The 15,589-nt window shown below is 61.8% G+C and carries 18 protein-coding genes and 2 pseudogenes; 11 read left to right on the top strand and 9 right to left on the bottom strand.

Annotation, left to right across the window (positions count from 1 at the left end):
* Positions 1-39: 39 nt before the first annotated feature.
* Positions 40-1,860: an alpha-amylase family glycosyl hydrolase gene (locus AC1DYL_RS16185; RefSeq protein ID WP_477173955.1), complete on the bottom strand. Its 1,821-nt coding sequence runs from the start codon at positions 1,858-1,860 to the stop codon at positions 40-42.
* 129 nt (positions 1,861-1,989) lie between these two features.
* Positions 1,990-2,850, bottom strand: coding sequence for an aldo/keto reductase (locus AC1DYL_RS16180; RefSeq protein WP_477152329.1), 861 nt, complete (start codon positions 2,848-2,850; stop codon positions 1,990-1,992).
* Between the two features lie 1,000 nt (positions 2,851-3,850).
* On the opposite strand from AC1DYL_RS16180, the pseudogene AC1DYL_RS16175 reads away from it, so the two are divergent.
* The 6 genes and pseudogenes from AC1DYL_RS16175 to AC1DYL_RS16150 form a co-directional block, all read left to right on the top strand.
* Positions 3,851-4,180, top strand: a pseudogene (locus AC1DYL_RS16175) (ATP-dependent DNA ligase); the annotation flags it as partial.
* Positions 4,181-4,370: 190 nt separating this feature from the next.
* Positions 4,371-4,727, top strand: coding sequence for an ATP dependent DNA ligase (locus tag AC1DYL_RS16170; protein WP_477173954.1), 357 nt, complete (start codon positions 4,371-4,373; stop codon positions 4,725-4,727).
* Positions 4,720-4,968, top strand: a complete 249-nt coding sequence (locus AC1DYL_RS16165) for a hypothetical protein (protein WP_477173953.1) — start codon at positions 4,720-4,722, stop codon at positions 4,966-4,968. The genes AC1DYL_RS16170 and AC1DYL_RS16165 overlap by 8 nt, the downstream gene beginning before the upstream one ends.
* Before the next feature lie 475 nt (positions 4,969-5,443).
* A complete protein-coding gene (locus AC1DYL_RS16160) occupies positions 5,444-6,109 on the top strand; it encodes an outer membrane protein (protein ID WP_477173952.1) in 666 nt (221 codons plus the stop codon).
* A 7-nt stretch (positions 6,110-6,116) separates the two neighbouring features.
* Entirely contained in the window at positions 6,117-7,574 is a 1,458-nt protein-coding gene (locus AC1DYL_RS16155; protein ID WP_477173951.1) for a class I adenylate-forming enzyme family protein, read from the top strand.
* 281 nt (positions 7,575-7,855) lie between these two features.
* Positions 7,856-8,065: a DUF6766 family protein gene (locus tag AC1DYL_RS16150; RefSeq protein WP_477173950.1), complete on the top strand. Its 210-nt coding sequence runs from the start codon at positions 7,856-7,858 to the stop codon at positions 8,063-8,065.
* A 315-nt stretch (positions 8,066-8,380) separates the two neighbouring features.
* Here the strand turns inward: AC1DYL_RS16150 and AC1DYL_RS16145 are convergent, their stop codons facing one another.
* Entirely contained in the window at positions 8,381-8,947 is a 567-nt protein-coding gene (locus tag AC1DYL_RS16145) for an alpha-ketoglutarate-dependent dioxygenase AlkB (RefSeq protein WP_477173949.1), read from the bottom strand.
* Positions 8,948-9,073: 126 nt separating this feature from the next.
* Here AC1DYL_RS16145 and AC1DYL_RS16140 point away from each other — a divergent pair, with 126 nt between their 5' ends.
* A complete protein-coding gene (locus tag AC1DYL_RS16140) occupies positions 9,074-9,295 on the top strand; it encodes a hypothetical protein (RefSeq protein ID WP_477173948.1) in 222 nt (73 codons plus the stop codon).
* A gap of 40 nt (positions 9,296-9,335) precedes the next feature.
* Positions 9,336-9,503, top strand: a pseudogene (locus AC1DYL_RS16135) (hypothetical protein); the annotation flags it as partial.
* A gap of 36 nt (positions 9,504-9,539) precedes the next feature.
* Here AC1DYL_RS16135 and AC1DYL_RS16130 read toward each other — a convergent pair.
* From AC1DYL_RS16130 to AC1DYL_RS16120, 3 genes are all read right to left on the bottom strand, one after another.
* Positions 9,540-9,725 carry a DUF3606 domain-containing protein gene (locus AC1DYL_RS16130; protein WP_477173947.1) on the bottom strand — a complete coding sequence of 62 codons (186 nt, stop codon included), beginning with the start codon at positions 9,723-9,725 and terminating at the stop codon, positions 9,540-9,542.
* A gap of 291 nt (positions 9,726-10,016) precedes the next feature.
* A complete protein-coding gene (locus AC1DYL_RS16125; RefSeq protein WP_477173946.1) occupies positions 10,017-10,223 on the bottom strand; it encodes a hypothetical protein in 207 nt (68 codons plus the stop codon).
* A complete protein-coding gene (locus tag AC1DYL_RS16120) occupies positions 10,210-11,100 on the bottom strand; it encodes an ATP-dependent DNA ligase (protein ID WP_477173945.1) in 891 nt (296 codons plus the stop codon). The genes AC1DYL_RS16125 and AC1DYL_RS16120 overlap by 14 nt, the downstream gene beginning before the upstream one ends.
* A 125-nt stretch (positions 11,101-11,225) precedes the next feature.
* On the opposite strand from AC1DYL_RS16120, the gene AC1DYL_RS16115 reads away from it, so the two are divergent.
* The gene (locus tag AC1DYL_RS16115) at positions 11,226-11,408 is read left to right on the top strand and encodes a hypothetical protein (RefSeq protein WP_477173944.1); all 183 of its coding nucleotides are present in this window, start codon (positions 11,226-11,228) and stop codon (positions 11,406-11,408) included.
* Positions 11,409-11,687: 279 nt separating this feature from the next.
* On the opposite strand, the gene AC1DYL_RS16110 is transcribed toward AC1DYL_RS16115, so the two are convergent.
* From AC1DYL_RS16110 to AC1DYL_RS16100, 3 genes are all read right to left on the bottom strand, one after another.
* Positions 11,688-12,266, bottom strand: a complete 579-nt coding sequence (locus AC1DYL_RS16110; RefSeq protein ID WP_477173943.1) for an SH3 domain-containing protein — start codon at positions 12,264-12,266, stop codon at positions 11,688-11,690.
* 294 nt (positions 12,267-12,560) lie between these two features.
* Positions 12,561-12,896 (bottom strand): hypothetical protein, encoded by a 336-nt coding sequence (locus tag AC1DYL_RS16105; RefSeq protein ID WP_477152355.1) that lies wholly within the window; start codon positions 12,894-12,896, stop codon positions 12,561-12,563.
* Positions 12,897-12,907: 11 nt separating this feature from the next.
* Positions 12,908-13,984: a glycosyltransferase family 4 protein gene (locus tag AC1DYL_RS16100; protein ID WP_477173942.1), complete on the bottom strand. Its 1,077-nt coding sequence runs from the start codon at positions 13,982-13,984 to the stop codon at positions 12,908-12,910.
* 197 nt (positions 13,985-14,181) lie between these two features.
* Between AC1DYL_RS16100 and AC1DYL_RS16095 the strand changes: the two genes are divergently transcribed.
* Together AC1DYL_RS16095 and AC1DYL_RS16090 are read left to right on the top strand one after the other, a co-directional pair.
* Complete coding sequence (locus tag AC1DYL_RS16095) at positions 14,182-14,382, top strand: hypothetical protein (RefSeq protein ID WP_477173941.1); 201 nt, start codon at positions 14,182-14,184, stop codon at positions 14,380-14,382.
* Between the two features lie 257 nt (positions 14,383-14,639).
* Positions 14,640-15,338, top strand: a complete 699-nt coding sequence (locus AC1DYL_RS16090; protein WP_477173940.1) for a hypothetical protein — start codon at positions 14,640-14,642, stop codon at positions 15,336-15,338.
* Positions 15,339-15,589: the final 251 nt, after the last annotated feature.

Here is a 15,589-nt window from a genome sequence, read left to right as displayed (position 1 = left end):
GCTTCAGTGGGGCGGCGTCACGCGCCCCACTGATCACCACTACCAGGCTACGGCCGACCACGCGCCGAGCCGGAGCACATCACCAGCCTGGGAGAACTGCCCCGTGGAAACGGGCGTACGATTGACCTCGCAGGCAATGTCAGCTGGAGCGTTGGTCGGGTTCAGTGCCATCGATAGAGTGCCAGCTTCGAATGTCCATGTGACGATGAGGCAGTTACCCTGCCGAGCAGTCTTGGCATCAAGGCAAGGCGTCGCCGCCAGGGGCCACAATTTCTGCTGCCGCCAATGTCCCAGTGCCCTAAAGCGATCCAGGGCCGCTTGGCGCTCGGGCAGGTTCTCGTAGTCCTGCCAGGGAAGCTTGGCCATCTCGAACGTCTGGGGGGCGTTCGGCTCGGGCAATTGTCCGGGCTTCACCTCCTCCTTGAACATTTCCCGCATCTGTTTGTAGCGGTCATTGCTCTTGGCCTTGGCCACGTCCGCTGGCAGATCGAGAAAGAAGGGAAAGCCGCTCGTCAGGTTGCCTTCATCCCCCATGAAGCATAGCGGGACCTGGGGGGCGAGGAACTTGGCGAAGTGGAGGAAGTCCAACTGCTCGGGGATGATCCGCTCGGATAGACGCTTTGCGTCGGCTCGGTTGCCAAGCTGATCGTGGTTCTGCACGTAGGTGATGAAGCTGTCGGGCGGAAGCTTCGCGCCATCGCCGCCCCGCGTTCGTCCGTCGCTACCGTCACCTTCCGAGGGATCGTGCACGAAGCCGTCGGCGAGCGCCTTTTCCAAGTCGGCGTAAGGATCCTTCGTCGCATCGTCGTACCCGGTCTTCGCACCCTCGCCGGTGACTAAGTAGGCGAGCACATGGTGCATGTCGTCGTTCCACTGCGCTAAGTACCGCATCGGCTCGTTACGATCGTTCCGCTCCAGTAGGTTGAAGGAGTTCCTAACGTTCTCAAGGATCAATGAGGCATGCGGCTTGGCGGCCTTTGCTGCTTCTGCCAATTCACCGAGGAACAGTTCGCGGCTGCCGGTCTTGATTTCGTGGACGCTGTCGAAGCGCAGCCCGTCGAAATCGTACTCAGACAGCCACATCACGGCGTTCTCGTAGTAGAACTGGCGGACCATCGGCTCGTCGAAATTGATTCCCGGTCCCCACGGGGTGGTGACGTCGTCGCTGAACCACTGGGGCGCATAGTCCTGGACGAAATTGTCCGTTTCCCCGAAGTGGTTGTAGACCACGTCCAGGATCATCGAGAGTCCGAGTTCATGGGCGCGATCGACCAACTGTCGCAGTTCCTCGGGCGTTCCGTAGCTGTGCTCGGGAGCAAAGATCAGTGTGCCGTCGTAGCCCCAGTTGCGGGTGCCAGGGAACTCATTGACGGGTAGGATCTCGAGGCAGGTGTAGCCGGCATCGCGAAAGTGCTCGAGGCGGTTCCTGAGTCCGTTGAAGGTGCCTTCAGGACTTACAGTACCGATATGGACTTCGCAGATGATCGTCTCGTGCCACGGACGCACGGGGACTCTACGGTCCGAGGGGCGCAAAGGGTTGCGCACCACGCTCCAGCCTGACGCGTCATCATCCTGTTGCCGGGACGCGAGGTCCGGAAACTCCAAGTCGCCTACCCGAAACTTATAGCGTGTCCCGGGCCCACAATTCTCCACGGGGGCCAGCAGAAACCCCTCGGGACTGCGGACCATGGGGACGGCGTCGCGGCCTTGGATAAGCAGGTCTGCTGACGGCGCGCTTGGCGCCCAAAGACGGAACGCCGTCATACCCCCGTCCACCAGCGGCCCAAACCGGACGGCCTGCGGCGCCGCGCCGGTGGCCACACGAGGCTGGATGGCTGAACGGTCGAGATCGATAGTCATAGGGCATCCCCGGTGCGAGTTTCAGTCCTCCGCGTGCGCGCGGCCCAGCGCACGTGACCCGGAAGCGGATTATGAACTTGCTTGCAGCAGGAGGGTTCCGGAACACTGCTACGTTACTTGGCCGGTCAACTAGTAGAGATCATTGAAGGTGTCCGGATCGCTGCCGGTTCGGCCGTTCTCGACATCATCTAGTCCGGAGATTCGTCCCATCTCCCCATCGGATAGGGTGAAACCGAAGACGTCGAAGTTCTCGCGGATGCGCTCTGGAGTCTCTGATTTCGGGATGACGATCGAGCCTCGCTGCAGGTGCCAGCGAATGATGATCTGTGCGGGCGATTTGCCGGCGCTGGCGGCAATTTCCCCGATGATCGGATCGTCGAGCACCTCACCACTGCCCAAGGGGGAGTAAGACTCGTGGCGAATGCCCCTCGAAGCCAGATAGGGCAGGAGGTCCTTCTGCTGGAAGTATGGGTGAGTCTCCACCTGGTTCACGGCAGGGACGATACCGGTCTCGTCGATGATGCGTTCCAACTGGTCATGAGTGAAATTGGAAACGCCAATGCTTCGGACAAGGCCCTGATCCTTCGCTTCGATCAATCCCTTCCAGGTGTCCACGTACCTGTCGTGCGCCGGTGTCGGCCAGTGGATCAGCATCAGGTCAATGAAGTCCAAGTTGAGTGCGGAGAGCGACTCCTGGACGCCAGCCAGCGCACCGTCGAACCCCGCGGCCTTGGTGCGCAGCTTGGTGGTCAAGAAGACTTCCGAGCGCTGCACGCCGCTGCTTCCTAGTGCCTCTCCAACGCCCGCCTCGTTGTCATAGCCCTGCGCGGTATCGATCAAGCGATAGCCAGCGTCCAGGGCGGCGGTCACCGTGGGAACAACCTTCTGGTTCTCGATCTGCCACACTCCGAGCCCCAGCTGCGGGATTGATACGAACTCGCTCAACTGGATGACGGGCAGGGTGGCGAGGGCGGCATCGTTCTGAGCCATGAGGGCGTCTCCTTGGGTTGCCCTCTCCGAACTAGCTGGAGACTCGACAGTTCCAAGACTCCTTACCTGACACCAACAGCCTCAAAGTTTCGATCCAGATACTGAATTGGAGCGGTTTAGTTCAGTGGGGATCGGGAATACGGGCCACCGGTTTCCGCCCCTTTGATGCCCCGCGTTGCGGCGTTCAGGACATCGAAGCGATTTTGAATGGCCGTTGGCCGCCCCACGATTAATTCGTTCGGGCCGCCGGTGAGGGCCGCCTGCGAACAAGCCAGACGTTCTCTCCGAACTCGTGCGGCTGGTCTGGCTCCTCAAATCCGAACCAGACGCGCCAAATAGTTGAACTCGGCCTGCTGTGTCGCGCGATCGGTGCTGGCGAACGTCCAGCGGGCAAGATTCTTCTCGATGAATTCGACTAGGGGGGTCGCCCGGTTTGGGCCGAGTGGAATTCATCACCTGCTCCTTGAGAGGCCCCTGCCGTGGCTAGTAAACTTACGATGCTGACGAATACCCGGCTCCACCAGGCCCGGTCATAAGCCAAGGGCTTAGTCAGGCGGGCTTCCCGCATCTTGTCCGGTCACTTTCCGGAGCGCCTCGTCGGGATTATCAGAGGATCCGGCACGCGATCTTCCCAGGGGGCCTGGGGGAGATGGTGCCTTCGCACACGCCAGTGGCTGATGAGGCTGCACTACTAACCGCTCTAAGCGTCGAGAAACGGCGTAGGGCACTAACCTAGATCAATGCCGCCACTGCAAACCGAGTGAGTGAAATTTGGTTATGGCGTAATCGGCTGCTCGTCTGCGGGCATGCTACGGTACGCAACCGAACAGTGCCCGCCGCATTGAATCGCCGATGTACACGAGTTCCTCATGCCGGCCGTGAAGGCCGCTCCCCGCACGCGACGGCAAGGCCGCAGGGACTCGGAATCTACCATCCTTCCTGCTTTTGGTCCGCCTAGCGGGCGACGCTCGAGCGCCGTGTTCCTACCGGGGACAGCTGGCTGTTCGAGATGAAGTTCGACGGCTACCGCATGCAGGCGGCGATCGCCGGCGACCAGGTGCGGCTTTACACCCGCAACGGCCATGACTGGACGCGCCAGTTCGGTTACGTCGTACCGGCGCTGTCGAAGCTCACAACCGGGTCCGCCTTGATCGACGGCGAACTGTGCGCCATCGACGAAGACGGCCACACCAATTTCACGCTGTTGAAGAACAGCCTCGACGGCAAAACACCGGTGGTCTTCTACGCCTTCGCCCTGCTGGAGCTCGATGGCGAGGACATCGCCGGGCTGTCCCAACTGGAGCGCAAGCAGCGGCTTGAAGCCCTCTTGGCCAACCTGCCTGACGACGCCCGATCGCCTATTCGGATCACATCGTGGGTGGCGGGGCTGACGTGTTCAAAGCGATGTGTGAAGGCCGCTTCGAAGGCGTCATCGCGAAGTCCCCGATTGCTCGCTATTACGGAGGGGAGCGTTCCACCGCCTGGCTCAAGGTCAAGTGCGTGCAGCGGCAGGAGTTCGGGTGATCGGGTGGCGGCCGCCCGAGTATGGCGTCGACAATGTCCGCGGGCTCTTCCTCGCCACGTACGAGGCGGGCCGCCTGGCCTACCGCGGCGGCGCGGGCACAGGTTTCACCGACAAGATGCGGCGTGACGTGTGGGACGTTCTGCAGCTGATCCGCACCGACGAACGGCCCCCGGTTGTCGGAATGCCGCGGGCAGAGATGCGGGCCGCCCGCTGGGTCGAGCCGCGCCTCCTGGCCGAGGTCGAATACACCGAGATCACCCCGGACGGCCTGATCCGGCATCCGTCTTTCAAGGGCCTGCGCGAAGACAAACCCGCCACCGATGTTCACCTGGAGGAGAGACCCAATGGTTGACCTGAACCACCCGACCAACTCAGCGCCCGAGGAACGCCTCGGGCACCTGCCAGTCAACGCCGACGACATCGTCGTGATGATTTCCGACGTGCTCTATGAGTACCTTCCGCGCGACAGCAGGGTATCGGCAAAGGAGGCGCTCGGTGAAGTGCTCGCGATCCTCGAGACGCCACTCGCGCTCGAGATCTACGAGCGGGAAATGGAGCGCCGGCACCCCCGGGACGCGAGCCGGTGGCACTAGCCATGACCGACAAGTTCCCACCGAAGCCATCGGCGCCCAGCGTGCTCCCTCAAAATAGGCGCGGCCATCGAGCGCAGCAAAGCGCTCGCGAAGGATGATCGTCGGACGCTACTTCAGGTGAGACCGACGCCGGGATCGATGCCACTACGACGAAGAGCATCGATCTGGCCCTGCTGACCTACGCGTCTTGCAAGGAAGCCGGCATCGTCAGTAACGGTCTGGAAAGAGACATGAGGCGCGGCAGCGACACCGCGCCTCTCAACCGGCCGAGGCGGTGGAAGGATCCTACACAAGCTCCAACTGGCCCGGGTTTTCTTGGGGAACGCCGGGCCTTTTGTTGTTCTGCCGGCAGGAAAAGGCCAGTCAAGAACGGCCACATTTTGTGCGAATTGTGGCACAAAAGGCATAGCGTTTTCAGCAGCTTGGAGCTAATCGTCACAGTAGCGTCGTCATTGAGTCTATTTTGGGGGCTGCCATGCGTGGCAAACTGTTGGCTACTACGGCGCTGGGCTCGACGCTCTTTCTCATCCCTGCAGTCGCTTTTGGGCAATCGGCCTACGATTGGACGGGGGCCTATGTCGGCGCTTCGCTTGGAGTGGTGGCCACCACCAGCGACCTGGAAGCCGACGGCAACGAACTGAGTTTTGCCACCAAAGGTGGGCTGGCTGGGCTTACGGCGGGCTACAACGTCCAGCTCGAGAACTTCGTTGTTGGCATCGAAGCCGACGGTAGTTTGACGACGGTCGACGGTACCAACACCAATCTCATTCCGTTCGCCGGTGGCGATGAGCGGCTGGAATCTTTGCTGACCCTACGTGGTCGATTCGGTGTGACCAACGGTCCGGTGCTGGCTTACGCGACCCTTGGCCTTGCCGGCGGCCAAGCGAGCTATACTGCGAACGTTTCCGACCTAGGTAAGGGTACGCCCGTTCCCGCCACAGCATCGGGCTTTGTCACCGGCGTCGTCGCCGGCGCCGGTGTCGAAGTCGCGGTAAACGACAATCTCAGCGTTAAGACCGAAGGTCTGATGTACCAGATGTCGCCGCTTACCGCTTCTGGCGACACCGGCAAGGGCAGCTTCGACTCCGAGTACAAGCCTTCGGGCCTTGTCGTGCGGACCGGCGTGAACTTCCACTTCTGATCCGGGCATGCAGCTCGTAAAAGCCATTGTGCACCAAGCGCGGCGGTCCGAGCAGGACCCCGCGATTGCTTATGGTGGCGGTGTCGCCAACTTCGGTTCGCTCATGGGGGCGACGGCGGCCGCGGTGGATGCCCTGACCTCCTTCGGCGTGAAGCCGCGGCAACTCGTCATCCTCGACATCCGGAACCCGATTCACCACACCGCCATGATCTATGCCTTGGCGTTGCTGGGCGTCAGGTCGGCATCTGTGGGCACGATCTTTGTCACGCAGCAGAGCGGACCACGCCCAGATCTATTCCTGACCGACCGCGACGATCTCCCCCCGTCAGACCTTCCGGTTCGAAAGGTGGATCCCCGGTGGTTCAGCTTCGATCAGTCCGCCCCAATCGAATACGCCAGGCTAATGGGGATGCCTGGTTTCCCCAATCCTGACGACGTGGTGAGATACGTCTACTCGTCAGGGACTACAGGCCGTCCAAAATGCGTGGCGCTGACGAACGCATCCCTCGAGCTCAGGATGGCTCACACCCAAACCTACATGAACCAGCGCATCCTGAGTGGTGCCGCCTTAAACATGATGGGGTTCTCGACGATTGCCGGCATCATGTCGCCAATCCTGACCCATAGTGTCGGCGCGCTGCTGTGTTTCTCATCGAACTACGTTGAAGCCTTGCAGTTGGTCCGGATGTTCAATGTCAGCGCCATCGGGGGTGCTGTCGTGCAATTGCAGGGTATCCTCAACGCGCTTGGGACGGCTGCGCCGCCGCCAAGTCTGAGATGCGTTTCGGTTGCCGGATCCAAGTTGCCAATCCGTATGCTGAGCGAGATCCGCTCACGCCTCGCCAGCTTCGTCATCGGCGGCTATGGCTCAACCGAAGTAGGTGGCCTCACATCTGCAACGGCGGCCGACTTCGAGCGGCACGAGGGTGCGGCGGGCTACATACTCCCGTGGGCAACCATCGAAGCCGTTGATGACACGGGCAGTGCCCTTCCCGCCGGAAGCGAAGGCGTGCTCCGGGTGCGGAGTTCCGAAATCGCATTCTACGTGGGAGACCGTGGCGAGCCGCTGGAAACCACGTCGGACGGATGGTTCTACCCTGGGGACTTCGGGCGCATTGAACCGGATGGGCTTGTTGTCATAACCGGTCGCACGGGCGACATCATCAACCGGGGCGGCGTCGTGGTTGCGCCGGAACTGATTGAAGAGGTTTTGCGTCTGTCGGCCAGTGTGACGGACGTTGCGGTAGTTGGATGCACGAACACGGCAGGGATCGACGAGATTTGGGCAGCTGTCGTTGCTTCGGCACGCCTCGATCCTGATCGTCTAATCGCAGAGGCAGCGCCCAAGCTGAACGAGCGCGTGCCGGATAGGGTTTTTCAGATTGACGCCGTACCCCGCAATGAGAACGGCAAGGTCATGCGCAACGCGCTGCGGGAACAGCTGCGCCAGATGCTGTTGCGCTGAGGCCACGCAACGCATGCACCGGTCTAGTCAATGGCTGGATCTCGGCATCGCCGGCACCACCTCGGTCGGAGCAGGCCTGCCGTGAACGGCGGCGCACGGGACACAACCGGGCTACTTTATGCAGACTCTGCGCCGCGAGCACACCTCGAAAGTCCCCAGTCGCTTGAGGACTTCGAGACATCCTCGAACCCGAAGGCATGGGGCGAGAGTAGGGCGAAGGCTCGCGGAACTTCATTCCCCGGACAAGGCCGAGTGACCGGTGCATTTGTTGGGCGGTCGCTATGAGCTTCTTCCGCAATAACGGGCTGACGATCGTACTGCTTGTACTCACCGCTCTTTCCCTTCTGGGTATGGCGATGGCGGGCCTGCGGGTCGAGAACGAAACGCGCGTCGAGCACGGATCGCAGACGGTGGATCTGTGGTCGTACATCGGCAGCGGGAGTTTTTTGTCAGCGGTGTTCGAAAACTGGGAGAGCGAGTTTCTCCAATAGGCGGCGACGAGCTGAGCATCTCAGTTGAGTCAGGACATAGGTCGAGGACGCGGACTTGTCGCGCTCGGTCCTAGACGGCTGGCGAGGTTCGTCAGACTGTCCCGTGCGATCTGGAGCAGGTTAGCCATCGCGCCCGGAACTTCACTTTGACGAAATTGTTGATGGGTGTCAGACGCGGAGTATCGAAATGACCGCCCCCAAAGCCGAAGGGATGCCCGTCCCCCAACTACCCGCCACCAAGCTCGAACTGCTGTTGGCTGCCATGCGGCAGCAGCAACAGATGTACGGCAGCAAATAGAGCGCCACGCGCGGGCGCTACCGTTTCATTGACCTGAAGGTCACCGAATAGCGCAGGTTGGCGACAGGCGGGATGGAGTGCTCCCAGTCCGTGCGTGCCTCGCCCGAAATGAGGTACGCCGACCCGGGCTCCAGCGTCACGTTTCTTCTCTCCCAAAGCCCATTGCGCGGGCGGCGGAAGCGCATGGTGCAGGTCGCCCCGAGCGAGACCCCGACCACCTCATCGAACACCGCCTTGTCCTTGTGCCAACCGATTGAAGCGCCGGGCTGGTACTCAGTGACGAGCACCTGCTCCAGCGACTCCGGAGGAAGGCTGGCGAAGCGCGCAGACTTGTCCCGCAAGGGGAGGAGAAAGTCGGGAATGTGGCCGATCTTCTCGAGGCGTTGGGTGGAAAAGTCATATTTCCATCCAAAGGACACCACCCTGCGCTTGCCCGTAAAGCCGTGGAACTCGAACTCCCTGAATGGCAGCGGCGCGATCAGTCGCACCAGATCCGCGGCCTCGGCAGATCCGATCAGTTCAGGATCATATTTCAATCCGCTCGGCGTTGCCTGCAACTCGGGAAAGAGATCATCCTGCGCCATCCAACAGAAATGGAGCCTGCAGAGGTTGGTTCCCGCGGCGCCCGGCCGTCTCGAGGTGTGAAAGTGAGTATGTTTCCCCCGGCCAACCGCCTACCTTGCTCTGAGCCACGGCCCACGAGGTACGACATGCAAAACGGCGAACGCGTCTTCTACACGAGCGAGAGCGGCGATCGGTGGCTACTTCTGTCCACCGACGGTGACATCGTGTCGGTGCGGCATGTGCCCAATGCTGCATCAGGCGGCGAAGGTACGACCTATGAGCTCGGTGAGTTCCTGATCCGAGAACGGCACACTGCACAAAATCAGGCCCTGAGGTCGCTCATCTCATCTCTAACGCGAATTGAGTAGCCCTAGAGGTTCTGCAGCGTGAAGGTGGCAAGCGCGGGTTCGGGCTGCGCGTACCCTTGCAGAGATAGCTCGAGACGGTCTCCCCAGCGACAGCTCGTCCAGGGACCTAAAGGTGCTCGTGCGCACCGATGCCGATGGAGCGCTGTGGGAAACCCGCCTGCATTGGGAGACGCAGTACCTACAACGCCAGTCCAGAGAACTAGACTGACGCGCCAACGCGCTGGCTTGCGTCGCCAGCCACCTCTCAGCCCTTCTTGCGGTTCGCGGCGGCATCGGCATCCGCCCGGCTGGGGCCCGCCTTCCTGATGATCTCGCGCGCCTCATCGAGCGTGATGCCGTGCTTGTCGGCGAAGTAACTCACTTCGTACTGCTGCTCAGCCGCAACGCGTGACCGGTCCTGCTGTCCTTGGTTGGCTTTGTCGTCTGCCATTTTGTCTCTCCACCGGAACGGATGATGGAAGCGGCAACGTCGAGGCCGAGTTTTGGTTTCCGCCTTCTGTTAGCGGAGCGGGACCGCCGGTTTGGGCGACCCCGCTCCTTTCTTGATGTCCCCAGGTTGCGGCCACAGGGCATCAATCCTTTGGCGATCCGGCGAGCGAACCTGAGTTGCAGCGTTTGCCCGCCGGATCTGTGGCCTCCGGACCAAGGGGCGGCCGGGGGCGACTTCGGAAAGGAAATCTAGCTCGACGGGTTGCGTTCCGAATGGGGCCTTCAGTCGCCATTAGTGGCGGCGAACCATCCAGGTAAGACCATCGACCTCGTGCGGCTCGTCGTTTTCGTCGAACCCGAACCACCCGCACCAATAACGGAACTCAAGGTTCTGCACCTCGCGATCGGCACTGGTGAAGGTCCAGCGTGCGAGATCCGGCTCGACAAACTCGACCTTGGGCATCCCCGGCTCTGGCGGGTGCTGCTTAGCGGTGATCATGACGTAGCCCCTTGAGTGAGGCAGCTCGCAAGGTGCCGTCACCACGCAAGTGTTTCACCTTGGCCATGAGCCCGGGCTTCAACCAGGTGCCGCGCCGCCTTAAGGGCAGAGCAGGGGCGTCGACCGTGTTCGCCTCAACGTAGGCCCAGAAGTCCTCCCGGTCCGCCGCCTTCAGCGTGATGAAGGCATCCCCCACATAGTGCAGGCCGTGCTCGTTTCGGCGGGCAAGGATCGCTACCGGCGCCCCCGTTGGCGACAGATCGGCGCCGAGCACCTCGAACTCTCCCTCGGTGAAGGTCTTCGTCTTCAGCCACAGGTCGGTGTCTCCGCTCTTGTACCGGCTGCCGCGGCGCTTCGAGACGATCCCCTCGAGGCCCAGGGCGTCGATCGCGGCGAACGCTTCGGGCCCGTCGACGCCGAGCTCCTCGCTGAACGCCAGGCAAGGTGCCGGCGCGCTCTGCAGGAGCTCGTGCAGTTTGGCGCGCCGGCTCTCTATCGGCCTGCTGCGGACGTCCTCCCCGTCCAGGTGCAGCAGGTCGAAGCCGACGAAGATCAGATCCTGCGGCCGCCAGCGGATGGCCGCTGGTAAGCCTGAGAAGTCGGCCGCGCCCCGGGCGTCGGGCAGGTAGATCTCGCCGTCGAGGATGGCAGACGTGCAGCGCAGTTGGGCTGCGGCCGCAACGATCTGCGGATACTTGTCGGTCCAGTTGGCTCCGCTGCTGGTGAAGGCTTTCGCGGTGCCCGCCTCGACATGCAGTTGGGTGCGATAGCCGTCGAACTTCACCTCGTGCAGCCAACCTTCACCGCTCGGCGCGGTATCCACCAGGCGGGGCTTGGTGGGCTGGATGAACCGGAGGGCGGGCTTATCGAGGAGCATGATCGCAATTTAATGCGGATGCGGAACGAATCCGAGTCGCCCGGCGATCACTGATTCGTTTCCGGGAACTCCATCGATCCGGGCAAGTTTGAATCGCCTGCGGCGCCTAGCTTCGGAGGAAGTTCATGACCATCTCGATCAAGCCGCCCGCTGCCTCTCAAGTGCGGGCCTTGGTGGCCAAGCAGCCGAACCTGACCCCTGAAGAAATTCACCGGATCTTGGGGATTCCTTTGGTGAATGTTAAGTCCGCGTTGGCGGCAAAGCACCGCGACAAGCCGAACAGGCGGAGCCTGGGCGTGCATACGTAGACGCTCGATGCCCCACTCGAAGCCGATAACAAAGAGCCCCGGCCGCTTGGGGTGGCCGGGGTTCCTTTTTTGCGCGGGGAATGGGGGCGACATCGCCCTGCGCGGGATGAGGACGGGGGCGCCCTCCATCGTCCGCTCTCGCGGATTGCACCATCATCCGATGGCGGACTTTGGTTCCGAGCATGGGGGGACGCACTTTGGACAGACATAGCGGGCGCCCGCACTCGGACGTCCGCCACATCATGAACTTCTAGTGCTGACCCCTACGGGTCGACCGCGTCAGTTCAGGTTGTCGAGATAGTCGCACGTCTCTCGGGTCTGTCGGTCGGTACCGTAATCGAAGATAGCGCGCCGATCGTTGGGACGATCTCGTGCCTCGGCTTCACTGCGCGGCAGCACCCGCGCGCTTTCCACATCTGCGTCTGCGCCGGCTGCGACATCCTCCTCGTTGAAGAAGGTCACGAGACAGACCAGCTCCTCGCGCGGCCTGCCGTTGTCGTCATCGTCGTGGCGGCCCCCGCCGCCGCCAAAGCCGCCGCCGCCGATTATGATGCTAAAGCTGAGGTTCGGCTGCATGCGCCGGCCCGACAGATACTCATCACGCAGTTCGTTCGAGACGAGATAGCGGGCCGAAACCCAGCCATCGGGACCAGGATGGGTGATGTAGCACCACCCGTTCGCGCGGCACCTTCGGACGTTTACGTCTTCGCCGCGAAACAATCGATCGACGACTCGATAGGAGGTGCTGGGGCCGGATCTGACGTTGATCGACCGCGTCGCCTCCGCCGCATCAGCCGCGGGCACCGCAAACGCGAGGCCACCGACAAGTGCAAGAGATGTAAGAGCTAGGTGTTTCATTTCATTACTCCGAGCCTACCCGCTACAAACGAACCTCTCGGTTGACCTTTAGTTCCTTTTGCGAATGAATGTGATGAGGCCCCCAGAAGCGAGGTCGGCATTACTGCCTCTACTTCGCTAACGAGGCCGGGGCCTATCCACGCCGGCATCAGAGTGCCATCAATAAGCTTTAGTCTGCGATCCCGAGCAGGATGAGCACTGCGCCGATGATGCCGGCCCAGAGGGCGGCCGACATGGCAACGCGCAACAGGATGAATCGAAGGCCCTTTCGACCTTGTGGTGTCGCAAGTTTCCTCAGGGTGGCCACGAAAGGGTCCGCAGTTGCTCCACCAAACGCTCAAAAGCCGCGTCGACATCATCAATGCGACCATGTGGTGGCTCACCCTTGGTTGCGACGCGAAACTCAGCGTGACGGTGCTTGACCTCCGCGAGGAGAGCGCCGGCCTCAAGGCGGGCCAAAGCTCCTTCCTCTGGCGAGCTGTAGGCCGAGGAGGCGCGAACGCCGAGATACGCGGCTTTGGCGTTCCACCCCTTTAAGGCCTTCAGGAATGGGGCGACCACTACCTCGGCCCGTCTCCGGTTCTCGACCGACGGCAGGCGGCGTTCGGGAACGACCTGTGGGTTCTCCATGGGCGATCTCCTCATTGTAGCCGAGGCTGTGATAGGTGGTGCGGAGCGGCCGCGGGCATGGCCGTGGCAAGCAACTCGTTGTAGATGCGAAGGTATCCGTCCACCATGCGGTCGGCGGTGAAGCGTCGTTCGAACGCGGCGCGCACTGCATCGCGGTCAAGCGCCCTGAGACGTTTTACAGCCTCGACGGCCTCGTCCGCGGTATCAACGATAAAACCAGTGACCCCTTCCTCGATGACTTCCGGCACCGAGCCCTTGCGGTATGCGACGACCGGCGTGCCGCAGGCCATGGCCTCGATCATTACAAGGCCGAAGGGCTCGCGCCAGGTAATGGGAAATACCAGTCCGAGGGCATTGCCCAGAAACTCCGACTTTTGCTGCTCCGTGACCTCGCCGATGTATTCGACGTGAGGGTGGGTACGGATGAGCGGCTCGATCCTGCTGTTCCAGTATTCCCGATCCATTACGTCGATCTTGGCCGCGATACGTAGTGGCAGGCCGGCCCTGGTTGCGATCTCGATGGCAGCGTCGGGCCCCTTGTCGGGTGATATCCGTCCCAGGAATGCGAGGTAGCCCGCCTCGCCGCTGCCCTGTTGCAGCAGGCCACGAGGCAGTCCGTTGTAGACGGTCCCCGCCCAGTTGAGATGCGAGATGGGACGCCGCTGATCGTCGGAGATGGAGACCAGCGGGACGTCCGCGAAATGGTTGTAGAACCATTCGAGGTCACGGTAGCCGATCTGGCCGTGCAGCGTGGTCAGCGTCCGGCCCTGAATGGGGCGCACCAGAGGGAAATGCAGCAAGTCGGTGTGGAAGTGCAGGATGTCGAACTCATCCGCTCGCTTCATCACCTGATCCAGCATGGTCAGATGATACGGAGTGGCCATGCCAAGGGAAGGATCGAGCCGAAACGAGGCGGGAGAGCCGGCGACGAGCTCGGCAGAGGTCACCGAATCTCCGCTGGCGAAAAGCGTCACCTGATGGCCGCGGCGCACCAGTTCCTCGGTTATGAACGAGACCACGCGTTCAGTGCCACCGTAAAGTTTGGGCGGCACGCTTTCGAACAGCGGAGCGACTTGCGCGATCCTCATCGTGGCAACCTGGACGATCTCCCATCCTCTGACGTCCGCCGCCTGCTTTGGTTCTAAGCAACGGAAGGATAAACCTCTCCCGACGCTTTTGGTTTCCGCCGCCCAGCGGAGCCAATTCCCGGTGGCGCCTAGCGGGAACCCTCTTTCAGCGTAGTCATTGAATCCGCCGCGGCGGCCGTAACGACGGAGTTCGATGAATGGCCAAACCGAAGCTGCCTATCGAGCGGGATCAGTGGTTGTGGGTGCTAACCAAGACGACGCGGATATCTGAAGAACCCAACAGCTTGGGCGTGCACGACGTGATAGTCCAGTTGCCCAATGGCAACCTCGAGACCATGGCGTACAACGCGGACAAGATGCGTGCCGATGAGGAGCTAAGTCAGCTCCTCAATCCATGACGTGCGTGGGCGGAACCGAGTAAGCGATGGCGGGGAGATGTTCAGTGAGCCGACGCTGAAATTCCCCCGAGCGTTAGTGTTCCAGAGTACGCATTAAGATCGGTGCCGCGATCTGACACATGCGAGGGGCCTCTACCTTCAAGGATCGTCCCGTCCGCCCGGAACTTCCTTCGTCACGCGAAGTTATTGGGGCCGCAAGCGGTAAAGCGCGGCAACTCTTCGACAGCGCAACCTGCTTGCATGGAGAGGAGAAAATCATGAAAACGATTGTGCTTGTTTCACTGCTCGCCGGGCTGGCATGGCCTGCCGTGGCGGTTGCCCAGGATGCCACCACGTCCACGACGGCAGGCGTCACCCTCAGCACGGATCTCGACTCCGTCGACGAGCTGTCGGCGCATCTGGCGACCTCCGGCACTGTGGATCTGGCGACAGTTGCCGATCCCGCGAAAATCAACATCGTCAAGGTGTCCGCGCTCGAGGCCAGCGCCTCCGGGAACATGGACAGCTTCAAGACCGCTGTGACGACGAACGCCGCCGCCCTCACCACCTTGCGCGACGCGGTGACGGCGAACACCGTCATCGTCACCAAGCTCGAGGCCGAAGGTCTGAAGGCCGGCGATGTGGTTGCCGTTGTTCATAATCAGGCCGACGGATCGATCACCATCTACGTCGACGACAGCTCCATGACCACGGGCGCCGTCGTCGGTGGCACCATGGTGGGCGGCGTCGCTGTTTCGGCAGAGGATCTTCCAAAGGTGCAGGCAGCCTGCGATACGCTGGCTGCCAAGCAGGCCCAGGGAGCTGCCGCCTCGACCGACACTGCTACCGACGCTGCACCGAGTGCTGATGCAACCACCGGTGAGACTGACGCCGGAATTGACGCCGCGACGACTACCAGCATCGATCTGGCGCTTCTGACCTACGAGTCCTGCAAGGCCGCGGGTCTCGTGAAGTAAACTGCACCGTGAAGCCCCGGAAGACGTTCCGGGGCTTCACGGTCAAGAGTCGTGCCGGAGATGGCGCCAGGGACTGGCGCACCGAGAAAGCTTCACTACCGGCCGGTAGGCGCCAGCAGCGGCACGGACTGAAGAAGTAAGACGCGACAGTGCGGATTGCCTCGCGCGCGCCACCCTAGGAAGTGCTAGAACTACACTCAGAGGCCATTCACGACATAGCGTCAGATCCGCTCCATCGACGACGTTTCCTG

It is taken from the genome of Devosia sp. P1_H9, assembly GCF_056405135.1.
This window is presented reverse-complemented; position numbering and strand designations above follow the sequence as displayed.